At 40.4% G+C, this 17,356-nt stretch carries 14 protein-coding genes; 4 read left to right on the top strand and 10 right to left on the bottom strand.

Annotated features, from left to right (window positions below):
* Positions 1–780: 780 nt before the first annotated feature.
* Positions 781–1,533 (top strand): SIMPL domain-containing protein, encoded by a 753-nt coding sequence (locus HMPREF9140_RS09010; RefSeq protein ID WP_006953445.1) that lies wholly within the window; start codon positions 781–783, stop codon positions 1,531–1,533.
* Between the two features lie 201 nt (positions 1,534–1,734).
* On the opposite strand, the gene gpmA is transcribed toward HMPREF9140_RS09010, so the two are convergent.
* Positions 1,735–2,481, bottom strand: a complete 747-nt coding sequence (gene gpmA, locus HMPREF9140_RS09015) for a 2,3-diphosphoglycerate-dependent phosphoglycerate mutase (protein WP_018572331.1) — start codon at positions 2,479–2,481, stop codon at positions 1,735–1,737.
* Positions 2,482–2,612: 131 nt separating this feature from the next.
* On the opposite strand from gpmA, the gene HMPREF9140_RS09020 reads away from it, so the two are divergent.
* On the top strand, positions 2,613–4,055 hold the full coding sequence (locus tag HMPREF9140_RS09020) for a PepSY-associated TM helix domain-containing protein (RefSeq protein ID WP_006953447.1): 1,443 nt from the start codon (positions 2,613–2,615) through the stop codon (positions 4,053–4,055).
* A 31-nt stretch (positions 4,056–4,086) separates the two neighbouring features.
* On the opposite strand, the gene HMPREF9140_RS09025 is transcribed toward HMPREF9140_RS09020, so the two are convergent.
* The 9 genes from HMPREF9140_RS09025 to mnmG all read right to left on the bottom strand — a co-directional run bounded on the left by HMPREF9140_RS09025 (position 4,087) and on the right by mnmG (position 14,422).
* Positions 4,087–5,892: a MutS-related protein gene (locus tag HMPREF9140_RS09025; RefSeq protein WP_006953448.1), complete on the bottom strand. Its 1,806-nt coding sequence runs from the start codon at positions 5,890–5,892 to the stop codon at positions 4,087–4,089.
* A gap of 578 nt (positions 5,893–6,470) precedes the next feature.
* Entirely contained in the window at positions 6,471–8,135 is a 1,665-nt protein-coding gene (locus tag HMPREF9140_RS09030; RefSeq protein ID WP_006953449.1) for a hypothetical protein, read from the bottom strand.
* Between the two features lie 41 nt (positions 8,136–8,176).
* Positions 8,177–8,347 carry a hypothetical protein gene (locus HMPREF9140_RS10610; RefSeq protein ID WP_006953450.1) on the bottom strand — a complete coding sequence of 57 codons (171 nt, stop codon included), beginning with the start codon at positions 8,345–8,347 and terminating at the stop codon, positions 8,177–8,179.
* A 55-nt stretch (positions 8,348–8,402) separates the two neighbouring features.
* A complete protein-coding gene (gene deoC, locus HMPREF9140_RS09035; protein WP_006953451.1) occupies positions 8,403–9,326 on the bottom strand; it encodes a deoxyribose-phosphate aldolase in 924 nt (307 codons plus the stop codon).
* Between the two features lie 12 nt (positions 9,327–9,338).
* The gene (locus HMPREF9140_RS09040; protein ID WP_006953452.1) at positions 9,339–9,668 is read right to left on the bottom strand and encodes a nucleotide pyrophosphohydrolase; all 330 of its coding nucleotides are present in this window, start codon (positions 9,666–9,668) and stop codon (positions 9,339–9,341) included.
* Between the two features lie 4 nt (positions 9,669–9,672).
* The gene (gene dtd, locus HMPREF9140_RS09045; protein ID WP_006953453.1) at positions 9,673–10,125 is read right to left on the bottom strand and encodes a D-aminoacyl-tRNA deacylase; all 453 of its coding nucleotides are present in this window, start codon (positions 10,123–10,125) and stop codon (positions 9,673–9,675) included.
* Positions 10,126–10,134: 9 nt separating this feature from the next.
* Positions 10,135–11,943 (bottom strand): excinuclease ABC subunit UvrC, encoded by a 1,809-nt coding sequence (uvrC, locus tag HMPREF9140_RS09050; RefSeq protein ID WP_006953454.1) that lies wholly within the window; start codon positions 11,941–11,943, stop codon positions 10,135–10,137.
* A gap of 39 nt (positions 11,944–11,982) precedes the next feature.
* Positions 11,983–12,513 (bottom strand): adenine phosphoribosyltransferase, encoded by a 531-nt coding sequence (locus HMPREF9140_RS09055; protein ID WP_006953455.1) that lies wholly within the window; start codon positions 12,511–12,513, stop codon positions 11,983–11,985.
* A gap of 37 nt (positions 12,514–12,550) precedes the next feature.
* Complete coding sequence (gene mnmG, locus HMPREF9140_RS09060) at positions 12,551–14,422, bottom strand: tRNA uridine-5-carboxymethylaminomethyl(34) synthesis enzyme MnmG (protein ID WP_018572328.1); 1,872 nt, start codon at positions 14,420–14,422, stop codon at positions 12,551–12,553.
* Positions 14,423–14,684: 262 nt separating this feature from the next.
* Here mnmG and HMPREF9140_RS09065 point away from each other — a divergent pair, with 262 nt between their 5' ends.
* Complete coding sequence (locus tag HMPREF9140_RS09065; protein WP_006953457.1) at positions 14,685–15,371, top strand: succinate dehydrogenase/fumarate reductase cytochrome b subunit; 687 nt, start codon at positions 14,685–14,687, stop codon at positions 15,369–15,371.
* Between the two features lie 31 nt (positions 15,372–15,402).
* Positions 15,403–17,352 (top strand): fumarate reductase/succinate dehydrogenase flavoprotein subunit, encoded by a 1,950-nt coding sequence (locus HMPREF9140_RS09070; RefSeq protein WP_006953458.1) that lies wholly within the window; start codon positions 15,403–15,405, stop codon positions 17,350–17,352.
* Positions 17,353–17,356: the final 4 nt, after the last annotated feature.

Raw genomic sequence — 17,356 nt, forward strand, 5'->3', positions numbered from 1 at the left:
CGAGATTAGTTTGTTTTATCAGAAAATCTTTACCTTTACCACATTAATAAATTGCATTAAGCAAATTATGATTAAAGAGAATCTCCTACACTTATGTTATGCTCGCTATTATCCCTACCCTTGACTAGGTACAGGAGAAGCATGACATTAACTGGAATCAAATAGAGGAAGTCGTCAACACTCATCCTAACAGCATAAAGAGGCTAGTAGCTCGTATCATAAAGTTTGACACCATATTGACCATGAATGAACGTGTGCTTGCCCTTTCACGGTCAGACACATACATAAGCCAGAAACGAGAGATTCTCACAACGTAAGAAATATGAATAAAGCGCTATGTAAAAAGTCTCCATAAGTGATAGAGTTAGCCAATAAAGCGTTGGCTAAAAATCCACCCAAAACAGAGGCTCTTATGATTAAGGTAACAATGCTTATAGAGAGACTTAAATAGACTCAATTAATTATTAGAACTTAAGTCCCATGCGCAGCATTGCATGCATATCGCAATACGTATGTTCAATATAATAGCCTCTACAGGATATGGAGTAAAAGAAAAAAGCCATTCTTTGTAACTAGCGTTGACGAAGAGTATGGTTTCCTTAGTTACCACCTCAATATCTGGAAGATCAAGGGACAAGCACTCGTCTATTAGGGTAAGGAAAAGGTATCTCACGACATCTTATACTTTAGTCGAAAGAGCAAATATTGGAACAAAACAAATATTTATTTTGAGATTATACGTGTACTTCAATCTGAACAAAAAACTTTTAATGAAAAATGATGAAAATTGAACAAAAAGAACTGTTTAAGGCTGTACTCATTATAGTTGTGAGTATTGCGGCCGTAGCAGGTTGCTGGCAAATAGCACACGGCCTGCAAAACTTCCGTCAAGGAGAGTATAAAATTAAGGTTACCGGAATGGCTGAAAAGCAAATCAAGAGTGATCTTGTAGTGTGGAACATCACTGTTAGCGGCAAAGCTCCAACACAGAACGCTGCATACACTGAATTCAATCGCTCAAACAGATTAATAAGACAATACTTGCGCGAAAATAATATCGCAGATTCAACAATTTCAACTAATAGTGTAAGCGTTGAGAAGCAAACCAAGAGTATATATGATGAACATTCCGAACGCTATTTTGAACTTGATGATGGTTACGCTGTAAGGCAGGATATCACCATAACCTCACGTGATTTGCCCATAGTTGAACGCGTTTATCAGAAGATATCTGAGCTCTACGGACGCGATGTAAACTTCAGCAGCAGTGACCCGTTATATTATTATACCAAACTCGACGATCTTAAAATGGAGCTCCTTCACAATGCCAGTATCGATGCCTATAAACGTGCCGAAACCATCGCCGAAGGTTGCAATGCCAGCGTTGGTAGCCTACAGTCGTCAACTATGGGTGTATTTCAGATTGTTGGCCTGAACAGTAGCGAAGATTATAGCTGGGGAGGAACTTTCAATACCAGCGATAAAGAGAAGAAAGCCAGCATTACCATCCGCGCCGTTTATTCGCCAAGGTAAACAGAGCGATAACTAAGTTACTCATATGATAGATAAGGCTTAAACTCGTCTCACTTCGGTACCTAAGTAGTTGTCTTCGGAAATCTCGAAACAAAGTTGTTCTAGAGATAAATTAGAGATTAAACAACTATAAAAAAAGTAGGAAGAAAACTAACTTTAGTTTTCTTCCTACTCTATTATTAATCAAGCATTAAAACCAATTTACTTCGCAGCTCCTTGATTAGCAACAGCAGCTTGTTTGCGTTTTATTTCTTCAGGGTCACCAAGATAATAATCTTTGACCAAATTAAGATTATCATCGAACTCGAAAACATAAGGAACAGCTGTTGGAATATTCAACGAAATAATATCTTCGTTCGATATGTTCTTCAAATGCTTCACAATTCCTCGGAGACTATTCCCATGAGCTGCAACAATCACATCGTTGTGTTCTTTGAGACTTGGGAATATTTCGCATTCCCAATAGGGCATAACTCTTGCAATTGCATCTTTGAGGGATTCGGTTCTTGGAATATAATTGTTAGGAACCAAATTATAGCGAGGATCTTGTGTTGCGCTATTGGGATCAGAATCATCTAATGGTTTGGGAGCAACGTCGAAACTACGACGCCATATACGCACTTGTTCCTCACCAAACTTTTCAGCAGTTTCGCTTTTATTTAGTCCCTGCAAATTACCATAATGCTTTTCGTTTAAACGCCAGCTTTTCTTTACTGGAATCCAATCCAGATCCATTGTGTCTAGGACACTATTCAATGTTTTAATGGCACGTTTCAGATAAGATGTATAAGCAACCTCGAAGTTGATTCCAGCTTCTTTCAGAAGTTTGCCAGCTGTGCGAGCTTCTTCTTGGCCTTTTTCGCTAAGATCAACATTTGTCCATCCTGTAAACCTGTTTTCCTTATTCCAAAGACTTTCTCCATGACGAACTAAAACAATTCTTTTCATAATTCTTCTATTAAATATTATACAAAAAAATACCGTACAAATGTATTGCTTTCCCATTTCTTCCACAACATCAGTATAATGGATTATCTTATTTTTGCACGACATTTCTAACGCATCTCATATAAAGAAATATGAAAAGAAGTACATGGAGAAAGCATCACAAATGGGTAGGGATAACAATTTGTTTTTTCTTGATTATGTTTTGCTTTTCTGGCATAATCTTAAATCACCGAAACGTATTCAATGATATTAGTATCAGCCGGGGAATGCTCCCAGAGAAATATCGTTTTCACAACTGGAACAACGGACTTTTACGTGGCACCTTAAAATGTGAAACAAAAAACCGACAGCATTTAATCTTCCTTTATGGAACAGCCGGAATTTTCATAACCGACAGTACCGCATCGAAGTTCACAAGCTATAACAAAGGTATACTACACGGAGCCGACCATAAACAAATACGCAATATGGTTCAAACTCAACACGGCGATATCTTCGCAGCAAGCATTTGGGGTCTCTATCATCTCAAAGAAAAAGGATGGATTTCAATTCAGCTGCCAACAGAGGACAACGAACTAATTACTGACCTAACCATATACAAAGACACTATGGTGCTCCTCAGTCGCTCGTATGCCTACATAAGTCTTCCGCCCTACAAATCATTCCGGCGAATACAACTACAAGCGCCCAATAACTACAAAAACGAAGTGAGCATCTTCCGACAAATATGGCTATTACATTGCGGAGCACTGTTCGGAACTATCGGTAAACTAATCATGGATATCGTGGGACTTGCTCTGTCAGCCTTATGCATAACCGGTATATGGTTCTGGTTTAACCCTCGTAAACGATTAATGACCTGGCATGATGGAATAGGCCGCTACACCATAATTCTGACACTGCTTATTACATTCACCGGCTGGTGTCTCCGTCCACCTCTGATGATTCCACTCTCTTCATGTCGCACAAAGCCCATACCTGGCACTGTTCTAAGTACAAACAATGTATGGAACGACAAGTTACGCATGATTCGTTATGACAACCAAAACTCCGATTGGCTTGTTTCGACCTCCGAAGGATTCTTCTCTTTCAAATCACTCACCTCGCGTCCCGAGACCATAAAAAATGCACCTCCCGTAAGCGTGATGGGACAAACAGTGTGGCAGCGCGATGTCTGCGGCAGATGGCTAATCGGTTCTTTCAGCGGTTTATTTTTATGGGATCGTAACAGGGGAATTATAGAGGATTATTTCGCTGGTCACCCTAAGAATTCGAACCAATTACCCATTAAAGGCATTCCGATAAGTTCATATCCCATTTCGGGTTACAGTTCAGACTTTACTGATAAAGAATGTGTCGTCGACTATACCGAAGGCAGTTCGTTTGCTCCTCAACCAGATGAATTCAGCAATCTATCCATGTCATTATGGAATACAGCGCTTGAAGTCCATACCGGGCGCATTTACATGAGTTCGCTAGCCTCCTTTATATTTATATTTTTCGTTGGCCTATTTGTGCTTTGGTGTCTAATCTCAGGCTATATTCTTCGGCTAAGAAAAAAGTATCGGAATTAAATCTCTCCCCCCTCTACAAGAAGATTTCATATTATGCCAGGATTCCTTTTAGTAGGAATGTGGCATTCTGGTTACGTGCCACACCGGGAGTTATTTTGTAGGTATAGTTAATGTTTTCGGCGAGTTCAATTTCAAAGCAATAGTTCGAAAAACGTTCGGGATGTAGCTCGCTCATCTTCGACAGTTCCAAATCGTGGGTAGCAATCATACCGCTAACAGGTAGTGAAGATATGGCATTCAGGAAGAGCCGCGAGCCGTTAAGCTTATCGAGCGAATTGGTACCCTTCAGAATTTCGTCGAGAATTATTAGCGTGTGCTTACTATGACGGCAGAAATTGATGAGTTGTTTCAGTCGCAATAGTTCGGCATTGAAGTAGGATATGCCATGGGAAAGGTCGTCGGTGGTACGCATACTGCTGAAAAGCCGATAAACCGACACTTTCAACGCATCGGCAAAAACTGGCATTCCGTTCATCGCAAGAACATAGTTTATACCAACCGAACGTAGAAAGGTACTTTTACCGGCCATATTCGCGCCCGTGATAATATAGTAGTGGCCTTCTTCTATCATGAAATCATTGCGCACGGCTTTTTTACCGAGGAATGGATGATATAATCCTCGAGCCTCATAAACCATATTTTCATCGACGACTAGTTGGGCCGCTGTACCAAAAGGTTCGTTATATCTGAATGTCGCCATCGACACTAGCGCATCGATATGACTTACTTCGTCTACCCAATCCATCACATGCGACATATATAATCGCTGCCACTGGCAAAAACGACGCACTAAGAAGACGTCACTCAACAGGAATGTGTTCATGATTAACAATCCAAGGATATTACCTCGCCGGTCAAGTCCGTTGAGAATATCCTCCAAACGCTCGAACGATATAGACGCCGTTTGCAGTTGCCGAACAACCCGACGATTATCCTCGGCCTTGAACTGCGTCGCTGATAGATGTCGTATCAAACTGATATAGGCCTGCAGATGCTTGTGCAGAACATCAACCGATTTTCTAATCACCCGTAAAGGCTTCATACAAAGCAAAAACACCGCAATGAACTGTAAAACACCCCAAGTAACAGCCACTTCACCGCTCAGCGGCGTGAAGAACGGCAGGACAACGCTCGCCCAAAGACCTGCAATAGCTGCGTAAGCCACAATAATCACTGGTAAACTGCCCATAAACGATGGCAGTCGTACGGAACTTATCCGTTCGTGCGCTTCACGAATGGCCGAAGAATCGAGCTTTTCACCAGCCTTCTGCCCTATCGCAAGAAAATCGGCTCGCCACGTTTCCATTTCGGCCAGCTCATCTATCGCCTCTTTCTGTAGTGTTATCCTTTCTATTTCGCCTTGTGCAGACTCGTGTTCCGTACTCAACAGAGAGGCTAAACGGCGGCTCCCGCCAGTTGTTACAGTCCGATTGATACGCTGAAAAAGCGATTGTGAGCCGAATATATCCAGATCGAACGTGAATGGATGTTGCGGGTCAACATATTCTCTGCCGTCGTAAAAAGCACTGTAATCACCCTCTTGATATGCCATTTCATGCTGATAAACCTGTAACAAACTGTTTTGTGTTGCTATCTTTTCGCCATTGAGTACATCGAAACGTCGCACTATAAAATAAGCGATTACTGAAAGGGCTGCCATAACGAGCAGTAATCTGCCGCCAGCTGTTGTAGTGTAGAGAACAACGAAAACTATAAAGGCCAGGAAGAAAATGATTTGTCCTGCAACAAAGCTGCGGTTCTTCTGTTTAAGACCGGCTATTTCCTTAGCCAAACTTTGGGCTCTGTCTGCATAATATTCTTTTAGATTTATTTCCATAAACGGTTTTATTTTAAAGTCGTCTCTATATTACGAATAGCATTACAGGTATCCTGCAGATACTATACATCTTTGTTTTGCTCTTGCGCACATGACGCAAATGGAAAACAAAAATGTTTCGCTCATGCGCGAATGACGCAAATGGAAAACAAAAATGTTTCGCTCATGCGCGAATGACGCAAATGAGAAACAAAAACGTTTCGCTCGTGCGCGAATGACGCAAATGAGAAACAAAAATGTTTCGCTCGTGCGCGAATGACGCAAATAGGAAACAAAAACGTTTCGCTCGTGCGCGAATGACGCAAATGGGAAACAAGAATGTTTCGCTCATGCGCGAATGACGCAAATGAGAAACAAGAATGTTTCGCTCGTGCGCGAATGACGCAAACATATTACAAAAAGGTCTTGACCATCCTACAAGTCTAATTCTGTCAATACAGATATGTTATCAAACCAGATTATCATGAAGCGGGAAGTTCAATCCCCCACCCCCTCTATCCTACATTAACTGTAGTCTTTTTGTAAGGAAAGTACCCTTAAGAATCTCTCATTGAGTATTCAATCTTACCAACTCTGGTTTAAGAATTCTTGATGATAAATGCCCGAACCCTCATAGGATTGGAACTTTTAGGGTTTGCAGCAAACCATAGACTGTAAGTGGCTTCAGGATAAAGCACCATATGATAGGCGCTCCCTGCCGAGAATTCATCGCTTGCCCAATACCATCCGTCTCCTCGTGTACCGTTAACCCAAATGGGAGATTCTCCACCAGCTTGTACGAAGATTACTTTCACCAGTCGATCGTCCCAATTAAGATGTGTTCCAGCTGTTGGCCATGCCGTGAGTTGTGCGGGATTATATTTTCCCATTGTCTGGGCTGCAAGTTTCCATTCTCCCAATGCAGGAAGATACCAATTGGAAAGTTTGCCTGCCGGGGCTGTGATAGGAGTTAGAGGTACGTAATTAGCAGCTCTAACGAAGGCTGGAAAGTTGGGGTCGTTGGCATGGGCTACACCGGTAGCAGAGTGTGTAGTCGACCAGGTTTGGTTGTATCCGTCGACACTGTTATAAATCACCGAGAAGATTTGTGATGTTATCGTGTTGTGCTTTGCTTGATTATTACTCCAATTAAACAATCTAGAAGCTCCAACTTTAGCATCAGTAAGACCTATGGCTTTATTGGATGAAATCATTGCAGCAATAGGTGTTTTACCAGCAGACTTACCTTGCATGATTGTACCTGTAGTTCCATCGGAGAATAAGTACTGAAAGGAATAATAAAGTTTTATTTTCACCTTGTAGGATTCATTAGCTGCAAGTTTCTGGCGAGGGAAATTCATAAGATTCATACTATAACTGGCAATTGTTTTGCGGTAGAGCATGCCTGTTTTGAAGCGAATTACCATGGGATTTACAATGCTATTGGGAAGACAGTAATGATAGTTACTGGTTGAAGTATAGGTGTAATCGGCTGCTTCCGTAGTTACTGTGGGGAATGTTATTTCATGAGATACGCCTCCGGTAGATTCAGAGTTGAAAGTTCCATCGTTATTATAGATACTTAAATCTATTGCCCCTTGAGGCCCAACTTCTGCTCTTATATTGTTGATGTCCCAATAGGTAGTTAGTTCGTAGCGTATACGAGCTGCTAGGTGTTTCATTTGGAAGTTGACCTTATACTCCTTTCCGCTGACATTTGTAGTAGTTACTCCCATAAGAGCCTTTTCAGCATCTTGATTATATACATATAGTTGATTACCAGTTGGAGTTACCTGGTCGTTATGACACACGAAGGTGTAGGTGCCAGGTTCGAGTAATAGCATGGAAGATGTTCCAGCATCGGGTATGAAATTTTTTGAACTTCCGGCACCGCTGACGGTTCCTCTGAGTGTACCTACTCGATTGCCATTTTTAAGAGCATAGATAGTATAATGCTGATTAGTCATTTCCGTAGTACGGGTAGTAGCATGGTGCGTGTTATCAGCTACTTCACGTTCTACGGTTACTTCAGCTTCTATTCCATTGTCGAGTTTTATTATTTCTTTACCAAATGGGGCATTTGCAACATTTCGACTCCGGGTCACTTCTGTGTCTTCTGCATATGGTGTTTCGTCAATTATGAATTGTGAAGCACTCATTTCTATTTTGTCGTTCCCCTGCTTATGTTCGATCTCATTTCCACAACCCGTGAGAAGTATGAGTGCTATGATTGTGGCAATGATTATGTCTCTACTCTTCTTCATTGTTATTATTCATCGTTTATATTGATACACTTGAGGATGGCTTAAATTTCGCCTTCTCCTCCATTAACACCCTCTTCATTTCCCCATTCTTCCTCTGTGGAACCTGGAGGATTAGGTAATACTGTTGTACAAATAAATTGTTCCTGATCCATCTCTATAACTCTACATTCAGGAGTCTTATATAGACGTTTCTCATTTGTTTCTTTATTCATGCCTTGCTTTTTTATTATTACACATCATCTATTTTTTTGTTATTTCGAATTAGCATTAAAAATATTCTATCTCCCGACCTTCAATATCGCTCAGTAAAAGATTAGTTAGTCTGCTGGTTCCTATACGAAACCAATCAGTGGTAAGCCATTTTTCACCCAAGATTTCTTTAAAAATACTGTAGTAAATGATGGCATCCATAACAGTATTTATCCCGCCAGCCGGTTTCAATCCAATCTGAACACCTGTTTTAACATGATATTCCTTTATGGCCTGGCACATTACATAAACAGATTCAGGAGTTGCGCTGATTTTTTCTTTTCCGGTACTTGTTTTTACGTAATCTGCACCAGCATACATCGACAATAAGGCTGCAGTCTTTATGTTGCGAAAACCACCTAAATCACCAGTTTCGAGAATAACCTTCATAGGAATTTCGCCACAAATTTGTTTCAATTCGCTGATGGTGTCAAAAACACTCTCATAATCGCCAGAAAGGAATTTGCCTACCGGAAGAACGATGTCAATATGGGTGGCACCATCTTTTATAGCAAGCGCAGTTTCAATCGTCTTTACTTCAAGAAATGTTTGCGATGAAGGGAAACTGCCACAGACATTGGTTATATCGACGCCATCTACCTCTAAACTCTCAGCTATCAGTTTTGTAAAACAAGGATAGGCACAAATGGCAGCAACGTGGGGTAAACCGGGATACAAAGAATCAAAACGATTAACCTTTTCAGTCATTGCGAGAATGCTTTCCTCAGTATCGATTGTTCTAAGCGATGTTAGTTCTATACAACTCAAGAGGAACTTCTTTACCTCTAAGGTATCATTCTCGGCTACTCGCTCAACTATTATTTTCTTCACGGCCGATTTGACTTCTTCATCGGTTATGTCAAGATTATATTCTGCCAATATACGGTCGTATTTACTCGTAATGTTAGTTTGCCTGTTAAGGTCTTTCTTAATTATTTCCATATATTCTACTAGTTATTTTGATTTCAATTTTGAATTATTTATGTGGCGTTCTTTATCGCGCTCAGTTTTCTTTTCGAAACTCTTAGCAAGTTCCTCGGTTAAGTCTGTATTCGTTTGATTCGCAATGCAAATGAGTACCCAAAAGATGTCGGCCAGTTCTTCACCAATATTTGCCTGTTCGCCTGATTTAAAACTCTGATCACCATACACGCGAGCCATAACACGGGCTAATTCGCCAACTTCTTCGGTTAGACAAGCCATATTTGTTAGCTCGCTGAAATAGCACACGCCATATTTTTGTACCCATTCGTCGACTTTCATCTGTGCTTCTTTAATTGTCATCGCTTCATTCCTTGTTTTTTGTGTCCATGCATATTGTTACAGGGCCATCATTTATTAATTCTACTTTCATGTCTGCTCCGAATTCCCCCTCATCTACAGGTTTATCCAACAAACGACTTAACTCGTCGCAAAAAAGACGATACAACGGCTTAGATATTTCATGCCGAGCTGCATGAATCCAGCTTGGCCGATTGCCTTTCTTATAAGAAGCCATGAGGGTAAATTGTGATACTACTAATATATCACCCTTCTCGTCTATAATATTTCGATTCATCACTCCACAATCGTCATCGAAAACACGTAATCCAATTATTTTCTTCGTTAGCCACGAAACATCGCCCTCATTATCATCCTCTCCTATTCCTAAAAGAATAAGATAGCCTTTACCAATGGTAGATTTAACCCTCTCTCCTACTCTCACTGAAGCATGCGACACGCGTTGCAAAACAATTCTCATAAAAGTGTATTAATGAAAAAACTGGTAGACAATCATAGCTTTCGCAGAACCTAGAATATTCGCCAAGGTCTTCAAATCTGCATTTTTGATATCTTGAACTGTCCTTAATTCGGCTAGGAGTTTCTTCTTACTCTTCGGACCTATTCCTTTTATATCGTCCAAAACACTATGCAGTTGACGCTTCGAACGCTTGTTACGATGAAACGAGATAGCAAACCGATGCACCTCATCTTGCATCTGAGTTAGTATTTTGAACAATTCAGAATTTGTTCTCAAATCAATCACCTGGGGTGGAAATCCGAAAAGGAGTTCATTAGTTCGATGTCTGTTATCCTTAGCGAGCCCCGCAATGGGAACAGACAAATTCAACTCATCAACAATAACACTTCTCACAGCTTCCATATGACCTTTCCCTCCATCGATTATTATCAAATCTGGCAAAGGAGTGTTTTCTTTTATCATCCGTTTATATCTACGACTTACCACCTCACGCATAGAAGCATAATCATCAACACCTTTCACTGTCTTTATATTGTATCTGCGATAATCTTTCCTCGATGGCTTCAAGCCTTTATAAACAACACATCCCGCCACAGCATCAGACCCGGATATATTTGAGTTATCAAAACACTCTATATGATACGGAAGCTTGTTCAAATGCAATTGTTCTTGCAGATTCTGCATCAACCCTTTTAACTTTTCCTCAGAGTATTCCTTTTTCAGACGCTTGGAACAATTGAACTGATATTGTCTAGCATTCAGCTCTGATAGTTTCAAAAGATGCCGTTTTTCTCCTCGCTGCGGAACAAAGAAACAAACATCCTCGATCTCTAAATTCAACATAAAGGGCACTATAATCTCTCTAGCATCGCTATCGAATTTATCTCTAATCTCGGGAATAACCTTGCAAAGCATTTCTCTTTCGTCTTCATCATTTTCTCTATTATATTCGTATGTGAAGCTCTGATTTATCGCTCCACTATCCACATGAATATAATTAACGAATGCCTTCTTAGTCACTTCATCATTGACTACACTGAACACATCTACATTAGAGACGGTACGACTTACTATTTCACTCTTACTTATAAACTCTTTTATGATCAAATATCTCTGCTTATAAACTTCTGCTTTTTCAAACTCCAGTTTTTCTGAGCAGATAATCATCTTATCTTTCAAATATTTCAGGAGCTCACCTATATTTCCTTTCAGTACATTGCGTATCTGTTCTATATTATCCAAATAATCTTCTAAACTCTGATTTCCATTACAAGGTGCATTACAATTACCCAACTGAAACTCTACACACGGCTTAAACTTACCGCCTCTGACCATTTCTTCCGTAAAAGGAATACTACAAGAACGAGGTTTATAGACCTTCCTCACAACATCTAAAATTGAATACATCTTACTAATATGACCATAAGGGCCAAAATAGACACCTTTTTTCTTATCAATATCTCGAGTCTTAAAAACACGTGGAAGAAACTCATTAGAAACACAGATACTGGGATATGTCTTATCATCCTTAAGCATCATATTATACTTCGGTTGATATTGCTTGATCAAACTATCCTCTATCAAAAGAGCATCATCCTCTGTATTAACAACTGAATAAGAGATGTCGCAAATCTTAGAAACCAAAAACCTGGTCTTTTTGTCTAAAATATTCTTTTGAAAATAAGAAGACACTCGTCTTTTCAAATTTTTCGCTTTCCCAACATATATTATTTTACCCTCATTGTTATAAAATTGATACGTTCCAGGAAGTTCTGGCAGACTTAAATAAATCCCCTTCAAATAATCTTGTGTGTCCATTTTTTGTTTTCCGTTTCACGTGAAACCGGCAGCGTTATCCTAAAAACTCAAAAGCGAAGTTATTTCAATGTCTTTGTCGAATTTATTTCGGCTATGGGGAAATTCGCTACAAAGCTCTATGATAAAATTACAGAATATCTTTCTTGGGCAAAACCTCTTAACCAAATGACAAGCCGCATTCATTGTTCCTCCCGTAGCTAGTAGGTCGTCGTGGAGTAAAATAACGTCATTTTTATTAATTGCATCTTTATGAATCTCTATAATATCAGTGCCGTATTCTTTTCTGTATTCCTCTTTCACTGTCTCACATGGAAGCTTTCCAGGCTTACGACAAAGAACAACTCCTGCATTCAGTTTAACCGCTAAGGCAGAAGACATTACAAATCCCCGACTTTCTATTCCAACTATTTTCGTAATCCCTTTATCCTTATAAAGTTCATACATTTCATTAGTTATTTCATTTAGGGCTTCTGGCGATTTGAAAAGCGTTGTTACATCTCTAAAATTCACTCCTTTTACAGGCCAATCCTGTATACATCTCAGATGACTTAATAGAATCTTGTTATTCATCTTTATTCATAAAATATATTTTCTATACCCTTCAATTTTAACGTTTCATTAATGTCAGCAAAACACTGATATCGCTTTTACTCACACCAGGAATTCGATTTGCCTGCGCAATTGTTTCCGGTTGTATCTTTTCGAGTTTCTGCCTACTTTCAATGGAAATATCTTTTATTGTTGAATAATCGAATTTTCCTTTTATTCTTATATTTTCTAGTCTACGCATTTTCTCCGCAAACTTCTGTTCTCTTTCTATGTAACCCTTATATTTTATTCGTATTTCTGCAGCCTCAATAATTTCTTCATCTAATCCATCCAGAGCAACAAAAATCTCTGAAAGAGAGGGTATTCTCTTTGATAATTCTTTTATCTCGATATTTGGTCTTGAAATTAGGTCTCTAATTTTTAGAGTCCTGTTAACTACCGAATATCCCAAATAAGATAGCCAACCACTTATATCCGATTCTTTTATTGTAGTATTATTGCAATAGGAAATAATCTTCTTGATGTTTTTTTCCTTTTGTTCCCATTTCTCGAATCGACCAGATTTCACAATCCCTAAATTATACCCCTTACTCGTGAGCCGTGTGTCAGCATTATCTTGTCGAAGAAGCGTACGATATTCTGCACGAGAAGTGAACATTCTATAAGGCTCATCAACTCCTTTAGTTGTGAGATCATCTATTAATACCCCTATATAACTCTCATCTCTATGCATCACAAAAGGTTCGCTATTACAACAAAACAAGGCAGCATTAATTCCCGCTACTAATCCCTGACCCGCGGCCTCTTCATAGCCTGTCGTGCCATTTATCTGTCCTGCTAAGAATAATCCTTCTATGATTTTAGACTCTAAAGAATGTTTCAGTTGAATGGGGTCGAAATAATCATATTCGATAGCATAGCCTGGTCTGTATATTTTTGCATCGCGCAGAGCCGGAATCTGATGAAGAGCTTCTAATTGGATTTCCCAAGGCATACTTGAAGAAAAACCGTTCAGATACATTTCATTTGTATCTACGCCCTCAGGTTCCAAAAAAAGCGGATGACTCTCTCTCTTCTCAAAAGTCGTAATCTTTGTTTCTATAGATGGACAATATCGTGGGCCAATACTGTTGATTTGCCCATTTAAAAGAGGGGATTCACAAATTGAATTCCTCAATATTTTATGAACAGAAGGATTCGTGTTGCAGAGCCAACATGGCAGTTTAGAAAGGTTACGTTTACTATTAAGAAAAGAAAATCTATAATAATTCACCTCTCCCAATTGTGGTTCCAAATCTTCAAAGTGTACAGAACGTTTATCTATACGTACAGGAGTACCTGTTTTCATTCGGGCAGCTATTATACCATGTCTTGTTATACTCTCAGTAAGACTATGAACAGCTGGTTCCGAATGTCGTCCACCTTCGATTTGATTTCTTCCAATATGCATCAAACCGTTAAGAAATGTCCCAGTTGTGAGAATAACACTCTTTGCATAAAACTCTATACCCCATATAGTCTTTATTCCAAGAACTCTTTTCTCTTCTACAAGTAATTCATTTGCTTGATCTTGAAATATATCCAGATTCTCGATTCTGTCTAGAGTTTTTCGCCATTCCTGTATATATTTCTCTCTATCGCATTGAGCTCTAGGGCTCCAAACAGCGGGACCCTTTGAACGATTAAGCATACGGAATTGAATTGTTGTTGCATCCGTTATAAGTCCCATTTGACCTCCTAGAGCATCTATTTCTCGTACAATTTGTCCTTTAGCTATTCCTCCTATTGCCGGGTTACAACTCATTTGTCCAATTTTACCCATATCCATTGTAATAAGACAGGTCTTAGCACCCATATTTGCTGCAGCCGCAGCCGCTTCGCATCCGGCATGTCCTCCTCCTATTACAATAACATCATATCTAAAGTTCATATTTAACTCTATATTGGCGAGCAAAATTAAGAAATAATATTTGATATTATTTAGGACGCAATTTGCTTTATCATTAAAATATAGTATTTTTGCACGGCTTGAAACGAGATCATATACTTACATCTTGGTATTACAGTGAGTCGATTTATGCATGAATTTGAGTTATAAACACATTTGCTTTAATTCCAAATTAACACATCTACAACAATCTACAAGTTGAGAATTAAGTCTAACAAATTAAATATTTAAAATCAAAACATTTATGTGGTTAATCAATTCACCTATCGGTAGAAAAGTGGTAATGTCGTCTACCGGCATTTGCCTTATTCTTTTCCTGACATTCCACTGTTGCATGAACATTGCAGCTTTCTTTTCCGGGGAAGCTTACAATATGATATGCAGCTTTCTAGGTTCGAACTGGTATGCAGTTGCCGGTACGATGGGACTTGGAGCTCTTGCTGTTTTTCATATTGTTTACGCGTTTATTCTCACGGCACAGAATCGACGTGCACGAGGCAATGAACGTTATGCAGTTAGCAGTCGTCGTCCGGAAGTTAGTTGGGCAAGTCAGAATATGCTTGTTTTAGGTTTAATCATTCTGATAGGTTTATTATTGCATTTGTATAATTTCTGGGGACACATGATGTTTGCCGAATTAGCACACATTGAAGTTAAGCATCATCCGGCAGACGGTTTTGCATGGATTCAGGAAACATTTGCAAATCCGGTTTATTCGGTTCTCTATCTTCTTTGGATTCTGGCATTGTGGTTTCATTTGTCTCACGGTTTCTGGAGTTCTATGCAGACTTTTGGCTGGAGTGGAAAGATTTGGCTAAAGCGTTGGCAATGCATAGGACTCGTTTATGTAACTATTCTCATGTGCGTATTTGCCTTCTTGATTCTTGCATTCTGGCTGGGATTTGCACCGAGCTATGCCTGTGCCGCATAAATATTAATACATTAAATTTTGAAATAAGATTATGGCTAATCAAATAGATTCAAAAATTCCAGAAGGGCTTTTAGCCGAGAAATGGACGAATTATAAAGCTCATCAGAAACTCGTCAACCCAGCAAATAAACGCAAGCTCGATATCATCGTAGTCGGAACCGGACTGGCCGGTGCATCTGCCGCAGCTTCTCTCGGCGAGATGGGCTTCCACGTGATTAATCTTTGCATACAAGACTCTCCGCGACGTGCCCACTCCATTGCAGCACAAGGTGGAATCAACGCTGCCAAGAATTATCAAAACGACGGAGACTCTGTTTATCGTCTTTTTTACGACACCATTAAAGGCGGCGACTATCGCGCACGCGAAGCTAATGTATACCGTTTAGCCGAAGTCAGCGCAGCCATCATAGACCAATGTGTAGCGCAGGGCGTTCCTTTCGCAAGAGAATACGGTGGAATGCTAGCTAACCGTTCTTTCGGCGGAGTGCAAGTTTGCCGAACATTCTATGCCAAAGGACAAACAGGTCAGCAGTTGCTTCTAGGTGCATATTCCTCTTTAATGAAAGAGGTGAACAACGGAACTGTAGATTTATACACCCGTACCGAGATGGAAGACCTCGTGATTATAGATGGTCGAGCTCGAGGCATCATAGCCAAAGACCTCGTTTCAGGTAAGCTGATTCGTTTCGCTGCGCATGCCGTTTGTATTGCAACCGGCGGATATGGAAACGCTTATTTCCTTTCAACAAACGCAATGGGATGCAACTGTACCGCTGCGATGCAATGCTACCGAAAAGGCGCATACTTTGCTAACCCCGCTTTCGTGCAGATTCATCCAACCTGCATACCGGTACATGGCGACAAGCAATCCAAACTGACGCTTATGTCAGAATCTCTGCGTAATGACGGACGGATATGGGTGCCCAAGAAGATTGAAGATGCTAAGAAGCTCCAAGCAGGAACACTCCAAGGTCGCGACATTCCGGAAGAAGACCGCGATTATTATTTGGAGCGTCGCTACCCAGCATTCGGTAACCTCGTACCTCGCGACGTTGCCAGCCGCGCAGCCAAGGAGCGTACCGATAAAGGTTTCGGTGTGAACAACACAGGTTTGGCAGTATTCCTGGATTTTTCAGAAGCAATTCAGCGACTTGGAAAAGACCGCGTAGAGCAGCGCTACGGAAACCTCTTCGATATGTACGAAGAAATTACCGACGTCAATCCCTACGAAAATCCAATGATGATTTTCCCAGCAATACACTACACGATGGGCGGAATATGGGTCGACTACGAGCTGCAGACATCAATCAAGGGTCTATTTGCCCTAGGCGAATGTAACTTCTCCGACCACGGTGCAAACCGTCTTGGAGCATCCGCACTCATGCAAGGACTCTCCGACGGATACTTCGTTATTCCATACACAATGCAGAACTACTTGAGCGACCAAATAACTGTTCCGCGCTTTTCAACAGATCTGCCCGAATTCGAAGAAGCCGAACGCGCCGTTCAATCCGAGATGGACAGAATCTATAATATAAAAGGCGACGAAAGCGTCGACTCGATTCACAAGAAGCTCTATCATATCATGTGGGATTATGTCGGCATGGCACGCAACAAGGAAGGCCTCGAAAAAGCCCTCAAGATGTTGAAAGACCTTAGAAAAGAATTCAACGAGCACGTGCGAATTCCCGGCTCGAAAGAAGGTCTCAACGTCGAGCTCGACAAGGCAATCCACTTGCGCGATTTCATCACAATGGGCGAACTAGAAGCCTACGACGCGCTAAATCGTAACGAAAGCTGCGGAGGTCATTTCAGAGAAGAATCACAAACCGAAGAAGGAGAAGCTAAGCGCGACGATGAAAACTACATGTACGTAGCTTGTTGGAAGTATGAAGGTTCCGACGACGCAGTTCCCACGCTTCTCAAAGAAGATTTGGATTATCAGTATATAAAGGTTCAAACCAGAAACTACAAATCATAATAAA

The organism is Prevotella micans F0438 (genome assembly GCF_000243035.1).
In the GTDB taxonomy this organism is placed as follows: domain Bacteria; phylum Bacteroidota; class Bacteroidia; order Bacteroidales; family Bacteroidaceae; genus Prevotella; species Prevotella micans.